General features: G+C 73.1%; 10 protein-coding genes. 1 reads left to right on the top strand and 9 read right to left on the bottom strand.

Features of this window, described 5'->3' with window-relative positions:
- Positions 1 to 101: 101 nt before the first annotated feature.
- From OHA34_RS07100 to OHA34_RS07065, 8 genes are read right to left on the bottom strand one after another with little or no spacing between them, the layout of a single operon-like run.
- Complete coding sequence (locus OHA34_RS07100) at positions 102 to 1,139, bottom strand: hypothetical protein (RefSeq protein ID WP_285940309.1); 1,038 nt, start codon at positions 1,137 to 1,139, stop codon at positions 102 to 104.
- Complete coding sequence (locus tag OHA34_RS07095) at positions 1,132 to 2,964, bottom strand: class I SAM-dependent methyltransferase (protein ID WP_329521044.1); 1,833 nt, start codon at positions 2,962 to 2,964, stop codon at positions 1,132 to 1,134. The genes OHA34_RS07100 and OHA34_RS07095 overlap by 8 nt, the downstream gene beginning before the upstream one ends.
- Entirely contained in the window at positions 2,961 to 4,115 is a 1,155-nt protein-coding gene (locus tag OHA34_RS07090) for a glycosyltransferase (protein WP_329521043.1), read from the bottom strand. Before OHA34_RS07090 ends, OHA34_RS07095 begins: the two co-directional genes overlap by 4 nt.
- Positions 4,112 to 4,960 (bottom strand): alpha/beta fold hydrolase, encoded by an 849-nt coding sequence (locus tag OHA34_RS07085; RefSeq protein WP_329521042.1) that lies wholly within the window; start codon positions 4,958 to 4,960, stop codon positions 4,112 to 4,114. Before OHA34_RS07085 ends, OHA34_RS07090 begins: the two co-directional genes overlap by 4 nt.
- Positions 4,953 to 5,228, bottom strand: coding sequence for a hypothetical protein (locus OHA34_RS07080; RefSeq protein ID WP_329521041.1), 276 nt, complete (start codon positions 5,226 to 5,228; stop codon positions 4,953 to 4,955). The genes OHA34_RS07085 and OHA34_RS07080 overlap by 8 nt, the downstream gene beginning before the upstream one ends.
- A complete protein-coding gene (locus OHA34_RS07075) occupies positions 5,228 to 5,533 on the bottom strand; it encodes a phosphopantetheine-binding protein (RefSeq protein ID WP_285940304.1) in 306 nt (101 codons plus the stop codon). The genes OHA34_RS07080 and OHA34_RS07075 overlap by 1 nt, the downstream gene beginning before the upstream one ends.
- On the bottom strand, positions 5,530 to 9,915 hold the full coding sequence (locus OHA34_RS07070; RefSeq protein ID WP_329521040.1) for a beta-ketoacyl synthase N-terminal-like domain-containing protein: 4,386 nt from the start codon (positions 9,913 to 9,915) through the stop codon (positions 5,530 to 5,532). The genes OHA34_RS07075 and OHA34_RS07070 overlap by 4 nt, the downstream gene beginning before the upstream one ends.
- The gene (locus OHA34_RS07065) at positions 9,908 to 10,945 is read right to left on the bottom strand and encodes an SDR family NAD(P)-dependent oxidoreductase (RefSeq protein WP_329521039.1); all 1,038 of its coding nucleotides are present in this window, start codon (positions 10,943 to 10,945) and stop codon (positions 9,908 to 9,910) included. The genes OHA34_RS07070 and OHA34_RS07065 overlap by 8 nt, the downstream gene beginning before the upstream one ends.
- A 93-nt stretch (positions 10,946 to 11,038) precedes the next feature.
- Here OHA34_RS07065 and OHA34_RS07060 point away from each other — a divergent pair.
- Positions 11,039 to 11,907, top strand: a protein-coding gene (locus OHA34_RS07060; RefSeq protein ID WP_443029646.1) for an IS5 family transposase whose coding sequence is annotated in 2 segments (ribosomal slippage) — positions 11,039 to 11,401 and positions 11,404 to 11,907 — 867 coding nt in all. Because the reading frame shifts where the segments join, the coding sequence is not laid out codon by codon here.
- On the opposite strand, the gene OHA34_RS07055 is transcribed toward OHA34_RS07060, so the two are convergent.
- Positions 11,897 to 17,605: a polyketide synthase gene (locus OHA34_RS07055; RefSeq protein WP_329521037.1), complete on the bottom strand. Its 5,709-nt coding sequence runs from the start codon at positions 17,603 to 17,605 to the stop codon at positions 11,897 to 11,899. The two genes, OHA34_RS07060 and OHA34_RS07055, sit on opposite strands and share 11 nt — an antisense overlap.
- Positions 17,606 to 18,017: the final 412 nt, after the last annotated feature.

The following is an 18,017-nucleotide window of genomic DNA, read 5'->3' as shown; positions in this document are numbered from 1 at the left end:
AAATGAGATACGGATCATTTGTCGGATTCGACTCGCGTACTCCGCCAAGACCGAGCAGTGAGGAGGACCGGCGTTGTGGTGGTGCGGTGAGCGGTCGGCGGCTACTTTCGGGTGGCCGGGCCGAAGGGGGTCACCGTGAGTAGGCGCGGCGATCGCAGGCCGCTGGACGTGCATGCCTGCGTGATGGCCGTGCGGATCGGGCCCAGGTCCTCCGCGCGGACGAGCAGCAGTACCGGGCGGCCCGGGCCGTCCCAGATCATCCGGCCGCCCAGCGCGCCCGCGTCCAGGGCCGCCGTGACCACGGTGTTCTGCTCGCGCACCGGCACGCCCGCGCCGACCAGCCGGGTGTGGGCGGCCGTGAGCTCCACCCCCAGCGCGGCCGGGCCGCCGGTGCGCAGACGGGTCGCCGCCTCCCTCAGCCGTGTGCGTTCCACCACCGGCCGGAGCGACTCCGCGCGCCTCTGCGTGTCGGCCACGACGAGCCGGAGCCCGGCGGCCTCCAGGTCGAGCGGGGCGCGCGTGCCGTCCGGCCCGTCGTCCAGGTAGGCCGTGCCCGGACGGCCGAGCAGCGTCGCGCGGCATCGGCCCGCCTCGCGCCCACCCGTCACGCCGAAGGCGCGCAGCCCCCGGTCCACCAGAGCGGACAGGGTGCCCAGCGGAAGCGTCGGCGCGTACATGTCGCGCAGCGCCAGTGCCACCGCGCACGCAGTCGCCGTGGGAGCGGCGAGCCCCGTGCCCTCGGGCAGGTCGACGCCCGCCAGCATTGTTGCGCCGCGGAGCGGGTGCCCGGCCGCGCGCAATGCCCAGGCCGCACTCAGCGCGGGCGCCGCCCACGGCTCGGTCGCGCCGGGGCGGAGGTCGGCGAGGTCCACCCGTTCGCGCTCGACCGGCATGTTCATCAGCGTCAGCTCGACCGTGTCGTCCTCGCGCGGGTGTGTCGCGACGATCGTGCCCCAGCGCGCCGCCACGGTCATGCTCGCGTTGACGTCGGACAGCAGCGTCAGCGAGCCGGGAGCTCGCCAGACGCCTGTCGCCCCGTACCCGTAGGTCTCGTGGAACGTGGCCGGGACCAGCCGGACCTCGGGCGCGAGGTCCAGACGCCCCGTGAGCTCGTCGCCTTGGGGCACCGCCTCAGCCATGGGCGCCGTCCCCCTTGCGGGCGAGCACCCGGTACGCGTTGCCGGTGCCGCTCCGGCGCGCGACGAAGGCGCCCACCGTGTGGTCCAGCAGGAGGCCGACGAGCACGGTTGGCACGCCGACGGTCCAGATCAGGCCGCGCCCGACGTGCCGCACCCTACGACGCTCGGCCAACCACGGCAGGGTCCGGTCAGGAGCGAGCCCGGCGAACCACAGGTACGCCGCGGTGACGAAGTCGTTGCGCTGGTGCGCGGACGCGCGCTCCTCGGCGACCAGGGCCAGGCCTCGATCGGTGAGCGCCTCCTTGAGGTTCCCGATCGGCATCATGTGCTGGTGCTGCGGCTGGAACCACGGCACCCAGTACTTGCCGAACAGCCGCCCGAGCCGCCATTCGGGGTCGGGCAGCTCGATGAGCAGGTATCCGCCCAGCGGCAGGATCTTCACCGCGGCGTCCAGCTCGACGAACGGGGCGCGGGTGTGCTCCAGGTAGTGGTGCATGCTCACCACGTCGTACATGCCCTGGATGCCGTCGGCCAGGTCGGGGAACATCCCGCGGTGCGCGTGCTCGATCCAGCCGCGCCGCGCGGCCTCCTCGATCTCCGCGCCCTGGTCCAGCCCGTCGAAGACGGTGTCGGGCCAGACCTCGCGGGCGGTGGCGCAGAAGTGCGCATGCCCCGACCCCACGTCCAGCCACCGCTTCGGCGTCGCGAACGGCTTCAGCATCCGGGCCCGGCCCAGGTATTCGTGCGAGGAGGTCATGAAGACGCTCTCGGCGCCGGCCGCGCCGATGCCGTCGTAGAAATCGCGGTAGTAGAAGTCCAGCCCGGCTGACGTCAGCCGCGGGTTCTGGAAGATGTGCCCGCAACTCCCGCACCGCTCCAGCGTGAACGTCCCGGGCTTGTGGTAGATGAGATCCTGGCCGCGCAGCACGACCGACAGGTCGCTCGCGCCGCACCAGGGGCAGGTCTCGCACCGTGGCTTCAGGAAGCGCTCGACCCCCTTGGCCAGCTCGGCGTCGTAGTACGGACGCGCGTCCGTGCGCAGGGCGGCATCGCGCCGATCCGTCTCCGACATCCACCGGCCGGTCGCGGTCCGCATCCAGACGTACACCTCGTACAGCGGACGGGCCAAGGCCGCCAGGTGCAACCCGCGCGGGCGCAGCGCCGTACCGGCGAAGATGAGATAGGGCTGGAGGCAGTACACCGCGAGACACGCCAGGGCCAGCGGCCAGGAGAGGAACGCCTCGACGACGAGCAGCGCGAACGGGACGAGCGCCAGCGTCAGGTCGATCGGGACGATCGTGCCGCCCGCGCGGAGCCGTGACCGGCGCCGTGCCAAGTCGTCCGGTACCGCGCGAAGTGCGGGCGCGACGGCCAGGGCGCTGCGGTCGCGCGCGTAGTGCTTGAGACGCCGCGCCAGGTTGATCAGGTCGGGCGTGGAGATCGCGTCCGGCTCGGTGACGTTGGCGCGTTCGAGCACGCCGGGGACGCCGAGCAGGGCCGAGCCCGCGCCGACACCGTTGCCGGGGCCGTCGGCGTCCGGCCGCGAGATGCGTCGTACGAGGTCGCGCGCCGCGGATATCGGCAGGTCCCGGGGGATGAGGTCGACGATGTCGTGGTCCTGCCGGTGGGCGTACGCGGCGGCGGCCTGGCGGCTCTCCTCGTCCAGGACGACGCCCTCGGCGACAAGGGAGCGGAAGGCCCTGTCACCGGCGGAGGCGTCGCCGGGAGCGTCGAGCTCGGTCAGGGCCGCGGCGCGACCGCGCAGGCGCGACGCGTTGAGCAGCAGGCCCCCGATGAGCAGGCCGGCGAGGGGGATGGCGATCACGACAGTTTCTCCAGATGGTCTGCTGCCGTCGCGGCGCCGCCGGCGGCCGCGAAGGAGTCTCGGACGCGCTGGGCGGCGGCACGGTAAGCGGGAACGTCGAGCACCGCGAGGAGCGCCGCGCGCAGGTCGTCCGCCCGGACCCGGCCGAACCGCACGCGCTCCCCGGCCCCGGCCGCGACGACCTGATCCGCGATGATCGGCTGGTCGTCGCGGATCGGGCACACGACCAGCGGGAGCCCGTGCGCGAGCGTCTCCGACACGGTGTTGTGGCCGCCGTGGGACACGACCGCGTCCAGGTGGGGCAGCAGGGCGAGCTGCGGCACATGGTCGGTGACCAGGACGTGCGGCGGCGGCTCGGTGAGCATGCCGGGCGGGGCGACGATGATCGCCTGCAGGTCCTCGCCGAGGTCGGCGAGCGCCTCGACCGCGACGCGGTAGAAGCGCTCGCCCACCAGGCCGTTCAGCGTGCCGAGCGAGACCAGGACTCTGCGGCGGGAGTCGAGCCAGTCCCAGGGGAACGTACCGCGGTCGGGCCGCCCGGCCAGCGCGGGACCGGCGAAGATCCAGTGCCCGGGGAACCGCGACACGTCGCCGACCAGCGCCCCGGTCGTGAAGACCAGCGTGAGACGGTCGGAGAACCGCAGGTCGACCGCCTCGGCCAGGCCGGACCCGGCCTGGAAGTCGGCCATGAGCGAGGAGATCCACGCCTCGACCTTCGGCATGCCCGCGAGCGGCTTCAGCACCTCGGCCGGCGTGCTCGCCGAGGTCGCCCAGGTGATCCCGGCACGGCGGGCGGCGACCGGCCCGGCGATCGCCTGCTGGTCGGCGACCAGGACATCGGGCGCGAAGGTCGCGACGGCCGCCTCGACGTCGGGGAGCATGGCCTGTCCGAGCGGGACGATGAACTCCTCCCACAGGGACTTCAGCGCCGCGGCGCCGCGCAGCGCGAGACGCTCCTCGCGCAGTAGCCGGTCGAGCGCGTCATCGGTGACCGGCAGTACACGGGCACCGGTCGGCAGGAGCGGTTCCAGCATGCCTCGATGCCCGGCCCAGGCCACCTCGTGACCGCGCCGGGTCAGCTCCGCGCCGACCGCCGCGGTCGGGTTGATGTGGCCGGTCAGCGGCGGCACGGTGAACAGGAAGCGGCTCACGGGCCCTCCTTCGTCAGGGGAGCGGCTGGAACACGGCGTTCCCTGGCCCGCGTGCGCTGCTCGGCGAGCCAGGTCAGCAGGATGTCGCGGAGGATCTCGGTCGCCTCACGCAGGACGGTGTGCGCCAGGCCGGGCAGGATCTCGACCGTGCAGTCCGGCACATGACGTGCCAACTCGGCGGCTGCCCCGACCAGCTCGGACCGCTCGCCGTACACGCCGAGCACGGGGCAGCGGATCGCGGCCAGCTCGGCCGGGCGCAGCGGCCGTTCCGACGCGACATCGTCCACCAGGGTGGTCCGGTTCAGCAGCCCGTCGGCGTGCGCGATCAGGCGTGCCATTCGCCGCTGCCCGGCCTTGTCGTACTGGTTCCGTGCCCCGTCGTACTCCAGCCGCAGTGCGGTCACCGACAGCGTGTTGGCCATGTCCTCGATCCAGGCGGCGGCGCTCGTACCCGCGCAGCTCGCCTCGATCAGCGTCAGCCCGGCGACCCGGTCCGGCTCGGTCACCGCCATGCGGGCGGCGACGATGCCGCCATAGCTGTTGGCGACCAGATGGACCGGCTCGTCGACGCCGAGCGCGTCGAGCAGCGCGCACAGATCGTTCACGCCGTCGTCGGCCGTGTAGCCGGTCTCCGGCCGGTGCGAGCGGCCGTGCCCGCGCAGGTCGTACAGGATCACGCGGGCCCCGTTGACGACGGCGGGCCCGGCGAGCGTGTAGTAGAAGCTGGACAGGTTGTCGGTGACCAGGCCGTGGACGAAGACGACGGTCGGCGTGTCCGCCGTGTGCTCCTGGGGTTCCAGGATCTGCGCGTTGAACCGTATGCCGTTCGCGTGGACGTCAGCCATGAGCCGATTTCGTGAGCGCCGCCCCCGGTAGGACGGTGAGGGGGCCGGTCACCGGTGGTTCCGCCCTGAGGCCGGCCGGCACCGTGGTGTTCTCGACCCTCGCGGTGATCCGCCGTGCAGCCGGCCCGTTCCGCAGGTCCCAGGCCGGGTACCAGGAGGCGGCGCTACCGGTGGACGGGCCGTGCGGCATCATCACCGGCTCACCCGGATGGTCGGGCGCCGGATCCACCGTGTGGAACCTCGCCTCGCGGACGGTCGTGTACGGCATCACCGGGCTCTGCTTCCCGGCCGGGCGACTGTCGTACGCTCCTCGACGTAGGCCACCAGGGTGCCGACCTTCATCGCCATGATCTCGGTGATGTCCATGTCGGCGACGAGGGCGGCGAAGTCGACCCGGCCGCTGTACCGCCGCTGGAGCTTCTCGGTGAGCGCGACGAACTCGATGCTCTCCAGGGCGAGGTCGTCGCTGAACGTGGTGTCCCTGGTGATCTCGACGTCGAGGAGGAAATCCTCTCCCACGATCTCGATGAGCATCTCGACCACTTCGCCGAGGACTGTGTCCGTTGTGCTCACTTCGCGTCCTTTCCGTACGTCCAGGCCACGGCATACGCCGCCGCCCCGCTGGTGATCACTGTGCTGCCGGCGAGGTACGCGTCGCCGTCGGGCGCGGTCACGACCAGAGCCAGGTCCTCGTCCGTGGGGTCGGAGGACGCGCGTACCTCGAAGTCGTGTGCCCGACCGCCGAGCCCGGTGCCGAGGGCCTTGGCGACCGCCGCCTTGGCGGTCCGCAGCCGCGTGAACAGCGCGGCGCGTTCGGCGCCGGTCCGGTCGTGGAGCAGCCGGCGCTCCGTGACGGTCAGCGTGGCCCTCTCGGTGCCGTCGTCGGGTTCGACGACGGGCTCGATGTCGATGCCGACCGGGCCCGGCCCGGCCAGCGCCACCGCGATGCCGGGACTGCGCCCCTGACCCGCGCAGTGCGCCAGCGAGATCCCCGGCGCGCGGAACGCCCCGGCCGCGCGCGGCCTCCCCGCGTCGTCCTCGATCGTGATCTCGGCCGGGTAGACGGGTCCCGCGCCGTGGTCCCACAGCCGCCGCCGCACGGCGTCCTTGGCGGCGATCCGGCCGAGCAGCCACGCGCGCCGCGCGTTGGGCGTCAGCTCCTCGAAGCGGGTCCGCTCGGCGGCGCACAGGTATCGGCGCATGATCAGCTCGCGTGAGCCGGTGTCGGGCCAGCGCTCGCGGACGACGCACCAGCCGCCCGGGTGCGGCTCGGACAGGGTCTCGCTCTGCGGGCGGAGCTTCACGTCCCAGATCCGCTCGTCGGTGGCGAAGCGCCGTGTCGTCCAGCCGTCGATCCGGCACCAGAGGCGTCCTTCGCCGTCGAGGATCTCGGCGTCGGCGCGCATCTCCGTGTCGGTGATCTCGCGGATCCAGGCGCGGCAGTCCAGCCGCGCGCCGATCTCGGGGCGCGGACCGTAGAACCGCACCGCGCCGATCCCGGTCGGCAGCACGGTCTGGTCGGTGGTCAGGCTGACCTGCATCCAGTGGCCGATGAGCTGGCCCGCGCCGTCGAGCAGGGCGCCCTCGGCGGGGAGGCTGGTCAGGCTCCCGGTGATGCCATCGCTGCCGAGCTCGTCGACGTGGGCGACGCTGGCGAACCGGGGGCCGTGGAACATCCAGTCACGGTCGTACAGCTCCCGCGCGGAGACGGGCGCGGGCCGGGGATCCGACAGGGTCAGCCGCGAGGGCTCGGGTGCGTCCGGACAGCCGGTCTCGCGCAGGCGTACGACGCCACTCGCGTAGCCCTCGATCTGGACCCTGACCTGGATCTCACCGTCCGGTGCGGTGTCGCCGCGGGTGACGTGCACGGAGGTGGTCGTCTCGGGCGCGGTGCAGAGCCAACGGAGCGCCCTGACCTGCGTGATGCCGACCACCGTCGCGTCCGGCACCAGCTCGGTGGCCGCCCCGGCCATCACCTCGAGGATCGTGGTGAGCGGGACGACCGGGAACCGGTCGGTCATGTCGGGCCAGCCCGGCGCCTGGGGGAACACGCAGTGGTCGACGGTGTCCGGCATCGTCGCCAGGGAGAACACCCTGGTCCGGCTGAGGGCCTGCGGCGGTTCGCCGATGGCCGCCTCGCCGTCCGCGGGAGCCGCGTCGCCGGGGGCGGCCAGCCATGCCTCGGTGACCGTCCGGGCCGCGGCGGCCGTGGCGGTGAGCGCGGCGTTCAGCTCGCCGACGACCGAAGAGCCGTTCCCGACGACCGTCTCGGCTGCCCCGGCAGCGGGCGCGGCGACGAGGCCGTCGAGGTCGGGCAGCCGGACCATCGGCTCGCCGAGGCGCAGCCGCACGGTGCCTCCCGGACGCGCGCGCGGGGGCGGTGGGGCGGGCAACCGGGTGAAGTCCGGGGCCAGGCCGTCCGCCCAGAGCGCCGCGGCGACCCGGCGCAGCTGGTCGAGCCCGTCGCGGGTGGACACGGCGGTGGTGGTCGCCAGGTACTCGCGGTCGCGCAGCGTGTCCTCGGTGAATCCGACCAGGCTGCCCTGGCCGACCTGGACGAACGCGCGGATGCCCGAGTCGTGCAGCAGCTCGGTGAGGCGCCGGAACCGCACCGGCTCGACGAGGTGGCGCAGCACCAGGTCGCGTACGCCGCCGACGTCGGCGGGGAAGGGCTCGAGCGAGGTGGCGGACCAGACCGGCACGGTCGGCCGACCCACCTCCAGCCGTTCCAGCACCGCCCGGGCGGCGGGCAAGTGCGGCGCGTACACCGGGGAGTGGAATCCGGTGCGGAAGGGCATGGTCTCGGTCAGCACGCCCTGCCGGCGCAGGCCGTCCACGACTTGCGACACGTGGTCTGCCGGACCGCAGATCACCGCCTGGTGCGGGCAGTTGTCATGGCTGAGGTACACGTCGTCGAACCCGTCGAGTTCACCGGCGACGCGATCGGCGGACGCGCCGAGCGCCGCGTACACGACGTCGGGCACCTGCACCATTCCGGGCCGCATCGAGGCGATGAAGGCGTCGACCTCCGGGTAGATCCCTCCGACGATCATCGCGGTCCACTCGCCGAGGCTGTGCCCGGCCACCGCGCCCGGCGTGATGCCGAGCTCGGCGAGCGCGGCGGCGTACAAGCGGCACACCGTGACGATGTCGAGTGCGTGCTCGACGACCTCGCCGCTGCCGGACAACTCGGGGGCGGGCAGGCCGAGGTGTTCGGCCAGGGCCGTGACGCGGGGCGCGAACTCCGGCTCGAAGCCGGGGAACAGGAAGGCCACTTGCTCGGGTCCGGAGAGCAGCGGCCGGGGCGTGAACCACACATCGCTCCGCCCCCGCCAGGCGCGCCCCCTCGCGACGATCTTGCGGGCCAGTGCGAGCCGTCGCGCGTCCGGCCCGACGATCGCGAGCCGGCAGGGCCCGTCGCCGGGCGGGACCTGCCGTCCCGACCGCTCGATCAGCTCGGCGTCGGCGGCGGCGAGGACGCGCGCGACGTCCCGCGGGCCGGACCCGGCGATCCGCAGGACCGGCTCGCCGACGGCCGGCCGGGCCGGTGCGGAGGCACGCGCGCGTGCGGCCCGCGGTGCCTCCTCGAGGACGACGTGTGCGTTGATCCCGCCGAAGCCGAAGGCGTTGACCGCCGCGCGGCGCGGCGTCCCGGGCGGGCGCTCCCACGCAGTGGCCTCGGCGATCGGCGTGAACCGCGTGCCGCTCAGGCCGGGATGCGGCTCCTCGATGTGCAGGGTCGGAGGCAGCGTTGCGTGGTGCAGAGCGAGTGCCGCCTTGATCAGCCCGGCCACGCCCGCGGCGGGCATGGTGTGGCCGATCATCGATTTGACCGTGCCCAGGCCGATCGGCGGGCCGCCGGGGCCGAACACCCGCCGCAGCGTTTCCAACTCGGTCGTGTCGCCCGCAGGAGTCGCGGTGCCGTGCGCCTCGATCAGCCCGACCGCGTGCTCGGCGGCCGGGTCCACGCCCGCGGCCCGCCACGCCTGTTCGACGGCGGTCACCTGGCCGTTGGACAAGGGGTTCATCATGCTGGTCGCACGCCCGTCGCTGGCGACGCCCACGCCGCGGATCACCGCATACACCCGGTCGCCGGACCTGACCGCGTCCACGAGGCGCTTGAGCAGCACGATCCCGGTGCCCTCCGACAGCAGGGTGCCGTCGGCGCGGGCGTCGAAGGGCCGGATCGTCTCGGTCGGGCTGAGCGCCCGCAACTGGGTGAAGACGCTCCACAGGGTGGTGTGGTGGCAGTGGTGCACGCCGCCCGCGAGTACCGCGTCGCAGCGGCCGGAGGCCAGGTCGCGTACGGCGTGGTCCACCGCCAGCAGCGACGACGCGCACGCGGCGTCCACCGTGTAGGCGGGGCCGCGCAGGTCGAAGCGGTTGGCCACACGGGAGGCGGCGAAGTTCGGCACCAGGCCGATCGACTCCTCCGGCCCGAGGGCCTTCTGGAACGCCTCGCGCACGGTGCCGAGCCGGTCCCCGGTCAGGCCGGGGACGAGGTCGCGCAGCACGGCGGCGAGCTGGTGAGCGGTGTGGACGCGCTGGTCGAGCCGCGCGAGGCCGGGGGTGAGGTAGCCGCCCCGGCCGATGATGACCCCGACGCGGGAGCGGTCGGGGAGCCGGTCCTCGCCGCCGGCGTCGGTGATCGCCTCGGCCGCGGCCCGCAGGGCCAGCAGTTGGTCCGGCTCGGTGCCGTCGACCGCCGCCGGCATGATGCCGAATCTCGTCGGGTCGAAGTCGGCGACCTCGTCGACGAACCCGCCCCGCCGGCAGTAGAAACGATCCGGTGCGGCCCTGCCCTCGGCGTCGTAGTAGACGCTTTGGTCCCAGCGGTGCGCGGGTACCTCCGAGACCGCGTCCACCCGGGTGCGGATGTTGCGCCAGAACGCCGTCGCGTCCCCCGCGCCGGGGAACACCGCACCGATTCCGACGATCGCGACGTCCTCAGACATCGTTGGTCTCGCCGCACATGTAGACGACCTGGGCGTCCTGGCCGTGGGACAGCTCGCGCAGCAGGCACGCGACGCCGGCGTCCGGGTCGATCAGCGTGATGCCGCGCCGCGCGTACTCGCGTCCGAGGTCGGGGGAGACCATGCCGCCACCCGCCCACGGTCCCCAGTCGATCGCGACGACGCGGCCGGGCAGCCGCGCCGCCCACGCGTGGCAGAGGGAGTCGAGGGCGTCATTGGCCGCCGCGTAGTCGGTCTGACCGCGATTGCCGAACACCCCGGACACGCTGCCGAACGCGGCGACGAACCCGACGGGCGGACGCTCGTCCCCGTCCTGGGTGCCGACGGGCGCGATCGCCTTCAGCAGCGCGCGGAATCCGTCGACCTTCGTTGCGTAGACGCGGGCGAACGAGTCCGGCGTCTTGTCGCCGAGCAGCCGGTCCTCCAAGAGGCCCGCACCGTGGACGATCCCGTCGAGCCGTCCGTGCCGCGCGTGGATGTCTTCAACGATGGCGCGTACCGCGTCGGCGTCGCGGACGTCGGCGGCGTGGTAGCGGACCGAGGCCGCGACGCCGCGCAGCTCCTCCAGCGTGCCCAGGATCTCCCGCTCCCTGAGGATGCGGCGCGCGGCCGCGTCGATCTCGGTGGGTCTTCCGCCGCCCTGGCGGGCCAGGGCGGCGCGAAGCGCGGACATGTCCGGGGCGGACGTCGTGGCCGGGTCCTCCGGCGCGGACGGGGCCGGCGTCCGTCCGATCAGCTCGACGTGGCAGCCGGTCAGGCGGGCCAGTGCGCGGGCGGCGACGGCGGTGATGCCGCGTGCGCCGCCGGTCAGCAGGAGCACCGATTCGCGGCCCAGGCCGGGCGGCGGGGCCACCTCACCGTCGAGCTCGGCGCGGCGGACCCGCAGCGTGGTGCGGGTGCCGTTGCGGTATCCGACCACGGTGCGGCCGTCGCCGCCCGCGAACTCCTGAAGCAGGTGTTCGGCGATCCTGCGCGGGTTCTCCTTGGGGTCGACGTCGACTGCGCGCACCACTGCGTCGGGATACTCGCGCGCTAGGGCCTGTCCGGTGGATCTTTGTGTTCGGCTGTGGGTGATCTCGGGTGTGGTCTTTGATGATGTGTCATGGTGCGTCGTCATGAGTTGACCGATGCCGCCTGGCGGCGGATCGAACCTCTTCTGCCTGTTCGGGCTGGCCGGGGTGGCCGGTGGCTGGACCATCGGAGGGTGTTGGACGGGATCTTGTGGAAGCTGGCCACCGGTGCCCCGTGGCGGGATCTGCCCGAGCGGTACGGCAACTGGAAGACCGTTTATGAGCGTTATCGGCGGTGGGCCGCCGATGGCACCTTCGACCGGATCCTGGCGCATGTACAGGTCCATGATGACGCCGTCGGGCGGATCGACTGGAGTGTCAGCGTCGACTCGACCATCGTGCGGGCCCACCAGCACGCCACTGGTGCCCGCAAAAAGGGGCACTCGGCCGGACAAACCGGTCGGCCGATGGAGTGGGGCAGGCTCTTGGACGGTCCCGAGGCGGGCTGACCACCAAGATCCACCTGGCCGTCGACGGCCGTGGCCTGCCGCTGTCGATCGTGCTCACCGCCGGGAACATCAACGACTGCACTGCCTTCCCGCACGTCCTGGCGGCGATACGGGTATCGCGGCCCGGCCCGGGCCGTCCGCGGTGCCGGCCCGACCGGGTCATCGCGGACAAGGCCTACAGCTCGGCCGCGATCCGCCGGTCGCTACGCGACCGCGGGATCGGCACCACCATCCCCGAACGCGCCGACCAGAAGGCCGGACGCGCCCGCCGCGGAACCCTCGGCGGACGCCCACCGGCCTTCGACCCCGCCGTCTACCGGCGCCGCAACGTCGTCGAACGCTGCATCGGCCGACTCAAGCAATGGCGCGGCATCGCCACCCGCTACGACAAACTCGCCCGCAACTATCAAGCCGCGATCACCCTGGTCACAGCCCTGCTATGGATCAACACATGATCCACCGGACAGGCCCTAGCGCACGGACGAGCCCGCGTAGGCCGATGTCGATCGGGTCGTGCTCGGACACGCCGTCGCCCTGCCCGAAGCCCCCCGCCGTCGCGGTGGCGACCACCAGCCGGTCGGCGCCGTCCAGCATGGCTTGGCGGATCCCGGCGAACGCGGTGGGCAGTACCGGCCGGGCGCCGGGCGACAGCGCGGCCAGGTGCACGAGAGCGTCGGCGTTGGTCTCGTCCTCCGGGGCCGCCACGACGCGGGGGGCGGCCCCGCGGCGTTCGAGCAGGTCGGCGAGTTCGAGCGCGATCCCGCGACCGTCGTCGACGATGACGACCCTGCGGCCGGTGAGCCTGGGGCCGTCGACTCCGGGGGCGGTGACGGTGACGGGCTCGACGACATACCGGCTGGGGACGGCGGACCCGGCGGGCTCGGCCGCCTGAACGGGCTCGGCGGGCTCGGCCGGCCCCGCGAGATGGCCGCCGAGCCAGTCGGCGATGCCGCCGATGGTCTTGATCCGGGCCAGCTCGGCGACGACGTCCTCGTTCAGTGCCGACTCGTCGCCGGAGAGCCCGAGGCGCTCGGCGAGCTCCCCGATGATCTCCGTTCGCTTGATCGAGTCGATGGACAGGTCGCTCTCCAGGTCCAGGTCCGTGCCGAGCATGTCGGAGGGGTAGCCGGTACGGGCGCTGACCGTGGCGACGACGACCTCGCGGATTCGCTCCGGCCCGACCGTCCTCGGCTCCGGCGTGGCCGCGGGCTCGGCGACGGGCGCGGGTTCGCCGACCGGCGCGACCGCCGGTTCCGGGACCGGAGCGGGGAGCGCCGCCGGGACGGGCGGCGGCGCCGGAGCGGCCCCGAGATAGCCGAGCATGACGTCGCGCTGTGCCGCGACCAGCTCCCGCGTCGTCCGCAGGAACTCCGTCACCGCGGCGTCGCGTTGCGATCCGTTGGCCTCACCCATCGGTTCTCCTGTCACTGTCGGACCCATCTGTGGCGCTTCGGTCGCGGGCCGCAGCCCGCCGGGCACGGGTTCCCCGGAGGCGGTCCGTACGAGCTGCCCGTCGACGACCCACCCGGGGCGTCCGGCCGTGCCGGGGACGGGCCCGGCACGGCCGGCGTACAGGGGCCCGAGGTCGACCGGAACACCGGCGACGGCCAGCTCGGCGAGCGCGTGCAGCAGCCGCACGACACCGTTCTCGCCGGACACGTCGCAGGCCACGACCGTGTGCGGCCGGTCACCCAGGATCTTGCGGACCAGGCCGGTCAGCACGCGGCCCGGCCCCGCCTCGACGAAGACCCGTGCGCCGGCCGCGTACATCGCCTCGATCTGCTCGACGAACCGCACGGGCTCGGCCACCTGGCGGGCCAGCAGTTCGCGGACGAGGTCGGGCGACCCGGGGTACGGGGCGGCGGTGCCGTTCGACCAGACCGGGTAAGCGGGCGGTCGCACGTCGCGGTCGGCGAGCGCTGCGGCCAGTGCGTCCGCGGCCGCGGCGACCAGGGGGCTGTGGAACGCGCAGGCGACCGGCATGTCGCGCGTGTTCATCCCGCGGGCGCCGAGGGCGGCGGCGGCGCGTTCGACCGCGTCCGTGGGACCGGAGACGACCGCCTGCTCGGGGGCGTTGTCGTTGGCGACGATCACCTCGTCGTCCACCCCGAGGTCCGCGAGTGCCGTGCCCACGTCGGCGGCGGAGGCCGCGACCGCGGCCATCGTCCCGGGGTCCTCACCGGCCGCCGTGAGGATCGCGTCGGCGCGTGCCTCGCTGAGGGCGATCAGGTCCTCCTCGCCGAACGCCCCGGCCGTGCAGAGCGCGACCAGTTCCCCGTAACTGTGGCCGCCCGCCATGTCGGGCCGGACACCGAGCGTGCCGAGCAGTTCGGCCATGGCCAGCCCGGCGATGCCCAGGGTGGGCTGGGCCACGCGGGTGTCGGTGATCGCGGCCTTCTGCCGCGCGATCTCCTCGCGGTCGAACGCGGCCGGCGGGAACATCACCGGGGCGAAACGGCCGTCCGCCAGCCGAAGCAGGCGCTGAAGGCGTGGGAAGGCGACGAACAGGTCGGCGAGCATCCCGGGCCGCTGGCTGCCCTGGCCGGGGAACAGGAACGCCACCGTGCCGGTCGCGATCTCGTCCGGTGGCAGGTGGACGCCCGTCCCGGCCCGTCCGGCCCGCAGGTCGGCGAGCTTGGCGGCCAGGTCGTCCCGGCCAGAGGCGACGAGCGCGGCACGGACGGGTGCGTCGGGGGCGCCGCGCAGGTGGGCGGTCGCCAGGTCGCGCAGCTTGGCGGCAGGGTCGGCGTCGAGCAGCCTCGCCAGGCGGTCGGCTTCCCGGGCGACCTCGTCTGGCCCGGCGCCGCGGAACACCAGCAGCTCTGCAGGCCACTCCGGGAGGCCGTGCGCGGGCTCGTCCGCGCCGTCGTAGCCGCTCAGAACGGCGTGGAAGTTGGTGCCGCCGAAGCCGAACGCGCTCACCCCCGCATACCGGCGTCCAGGCGGAGCGCCCCACGGCGCCGGCCCGAACGCGAACGGGCTCGTCTCCGGCGACCAGTACGGGTTCGGCTCGGTGATGTGCAGGCCGCCCGGACGCACCCCGGTGTGCAGGGCGTACGCGGCCTTGATCAGCCCGGCCAGGCCGGCGGCGCACTTGGTGTGCCCGATCTGGGACTTGACCGACCCGATCCGGCAGCTCGCGGGTTCGGCACCGGCCTCGGTGAACAGGTCGGTGAGCGCGGCCAGCTCGGTGCGGTCGCCGACCACGGTGCCGGTACCGTGCGCCTCGATCAGCCCGACCTCGGCGGGGGAGACACCGCTGGCGGCGTAGGCGCGCTCGAGCGCGCGCCGCTGGCCCTCGGGGCGCGGCGCCGTCAAGCCGAGGGAGCGGCCGTCGCTGGATCCGGCCACGCTCTTGACGACCGCGTAGATCCGGTCGCCGTCGCGCTCGGCGTCGGCAAGGCGCTTGAGCACCGCGCAGGCCACCCCCTCGCCGAGCACGATGCCGTCGGCGGCGGAGTCGAACGTGGCGCATCTGCCCTTCGGAGACAGCGCGTGCACCGAGGCGAAGAGCAGGTAGTCCTGGATGTCGTTGTGCAGGTCCGCGCCGCCGCACACGACCATGTCGCTGCTGCCTGCGGACAGCTCTTTGCAGGCCAGGTCCAGCGCGGCGAGACTCGACGCGCAGGCCGCGTCCACAGTGAAGTTGGACCCGCCGAGGTCGAGGCGGTTGGCGATCCGTCCGGCGATCACATTGCTCAGCACGCCGGGAAAGGAGTCGTCGGTGAGCTCGGGCAGGTGCTGGTCCAGAGCAGGTGGGACCTCGCCGGTGTAGGACGGCAGCATCGAGCGCAGGCCGTACGCCGCAGACAGGCCGCTGCCCGCCTCGGCGCCGAAGATCACCGAGGTGCGTTCGCGGTCGAAGGCGCGGTCGGCGTAACCTGCGTCGCGCAGCGACCGGGCGGCCACCTCCAGCGCGAGCAACTGAACGGGCTCGATACTGCCGAGCGAAGCGGGCGGGATGCCGTAGTCCAGTGCGTCGAAGGGCACCTGCGGGATGAAGCCGCCCCACTTGGAGGACGTCCGGCCCCGGGGCCGCGTGGTGGCCTCCGGGTCGTAGTACAGCTCGCTTTTCCAGCGCTCAGCCGGTACCTCGGTGACCGCGTCGACACCATGGACGATGTTCGACCAGAACTCCCCGAGATCACCCGCGTCCGGATACACGCAGGCCATGCCGACGATGGCGATGTCCAGCGGCTTCGCGGAGGCCTCCCGCACCGCCGTCTCCTCGTCCGCGAAGGAGGCGAGCAGGCGGGCGGACCCGGCCGAGACCTCCTCATGCAGCGCGGCGACGGTCGTGACCTGCGAGCGGAGCATGGCGACCTGGCCGAGCATGTACATGCCCTCGTCGCGCTGCTCCCGCTCGTCCACCGTCCGGACGCCCTCGGCCGTACGCCGCAGGCCTTTCGAGGCGATGCGCAGTCGGCCGAGGTTGAGGCTCTCCAGTTCCGCCCAGGTCTCCTGGACGGTGGCGCCGTCTTCGGTGAGGCGCCGCCGCGTCTCTTCGAACGCCGTGAGGTACGGGGTGTCCGCGCAGCGGGTCACGTGGCCGGGCGAGGTCTCCAGCAAGGCCGTGCGTTCACACTCCAGTGCGGTCCGCTGGTAGTTCTCAAGGATCGCACCGGCGCTGACGGCCTCCTGGGTGAACAGGTACGCCGTTCCCATGAGCACGCCGGTCGCGACGCCGCGCTCGGCGAGCGGCCCGCAGGCTGCCGACACCATCGAGGCCGACCGCGCGTCGTGCACGCCCCCGGCGAACAGCACGCTCACCTCGGGCAGCACCTCGGGGTGCTCGAGCAGGCAGTCGATCTGGGACTGCCAGAGCGGGAAGCTCGCGCGCGGGCCGATGTGCCCGCCGCACTCCGAGCCCTCGAACACGAACTTGCGGGCGCCGTCCTTGAGGAACCGCGCCAGCAGGCCAGGAGAGGGGACATGCAGGTAGGCCGAGATGCCATCGCCCTCCAGCGCCGCGGCCTGGGCCGGACGCCCACCGGCGATCAGCGCGTACGGCGGGCGAGCCGCCTGGACGGCCTCCAGTTGGGCGGCGCGGACCTCCTCCGGGGCGAAGCCGAGGATGCCGACGCCCCACGGTCGGTCACCGAGCAGTTCGGCGGCCTCCGTCAGCAACCGGCGCGTGTCCGCGCCGTTCATCAGGGCGAGCGCCAGGAACGGCAGGCCGCCGCCCTCCGCCACCTTCGAGGCGAACGCGGCCTGGTCACTGACACGGGTCATCGGACCCTGCGCGATCGGGTAGCGCGGGTCCTTCGAAGCGTGCGCGATGCCCCGGCCCGGCGCCAGGGGAGCCTGCTCCTTGCCTGCGGCGATCCCGGCGCGGATCCCGGCACGGATCGCCTGGACGACACCGCCCGCCGTCTTGTGCCGACGGGCGAGAGGCGCGGCGAACGCGCCCTCCTGTCCGATCGGGAGCAGTTGCGTGCGCAGGTCGCGGGCACCGACATGGTTCGGGACGCCGCTCTCGGCCAGCTCGGACACCGGAAGGTCGGGGCGTGTGTAGACACGATGGCCGTCGACGACCCGCGTCTCGCTGCCGTCCATCGCGGCGATCGCCGACGCGACCGCCTCCGGAAGCTCCGCCTCGGCCACCAGGGCGAGCTGGGAGTCGACCACCACACCGCGAGCCCCGCCGGCCACGGCTGCGGCGGCGGTGGCGGTGCCGATTCCGCCCTGCGCCCAGACCGGAACGGCGACCACGGCTACCAGACGCTGGAGCAGAACGAACGCGCTCAGCTCCTCGATCCGGCCGCCCGACTCCATACCCTTGGCAATGACTCCGGCGACGCCCCGCTCCACAGCGGCGCACGCCTCCTCGACGGAGGTCACCTCGGCGAGGATGCGGCAGGCCGTACTCAGCCACGCCCGGCCGTTCACCCCTGCGCCGAGCACCACGGTGTCGACATCGCTGGGCAGGTCTTCGGGCGCGAGCGGGCAGCCCTCCGGCACCCGCACGCCGAAGGCGCCGCCCCAGCGGCGCGTGACGCGGTCCAGTTCCTCGCGCGCCCGGACCGAGTCCAGGCCGAGGTCGAGGATGCCGAGACCGCCGGCCCGTTCGACGGCCACGGTCAGTGCGGCGTTGGGTTCGGTGAAGGGGGTCAGGCCGATCACCAGGTCACGGCTGTGCAGGTCGGTCGTCATCTGTGTCTTTCCATCCCAACCTCTGAAGAAGTCCCCTTCAGGAGGGCATGGGGGAGCCCATGGTGGACGTGCGAATCACATCTGGAGTGGCGGCGGGGGTGTCAGCGGAAGCGGGGGACGATGGTGAAGGCCGCGCGACTGTATAGGTGCTACCACAGCATCGCGACCGATGTCGACATTCCTTTATTGGACAGTAAGGCCAGTTGGTCAAGAAACGCCTGGTCGAAAGCCATCCGGGTGCGCTGAATTTTCCGCCGAACGGCCAATGCCCGCACACGTCGCGTGAGGAAATGCTCACACAATGACACGCGCACCGAAGGAGAAAGCTTTCACCATGCCGTTGATGTGCATGGACCACTCTGAGCCAAATCCCACTCTGTTAGTCGCTGACATGCCGCCCCGCGCGCCGGCA

This window comes from Spirillospora sp. NBC_01491 (genome assembly GCF_036227065.1).
GTDB lineage: Bacteria > Actinomycetota > Actinomycetes > Streptosporangiales > Streptosporangiaceae > Spirillospora > Spirillospora xylanilytica.
This window is presented reverse-complemented; position numbering and strand designations above follow the sequence as displayed.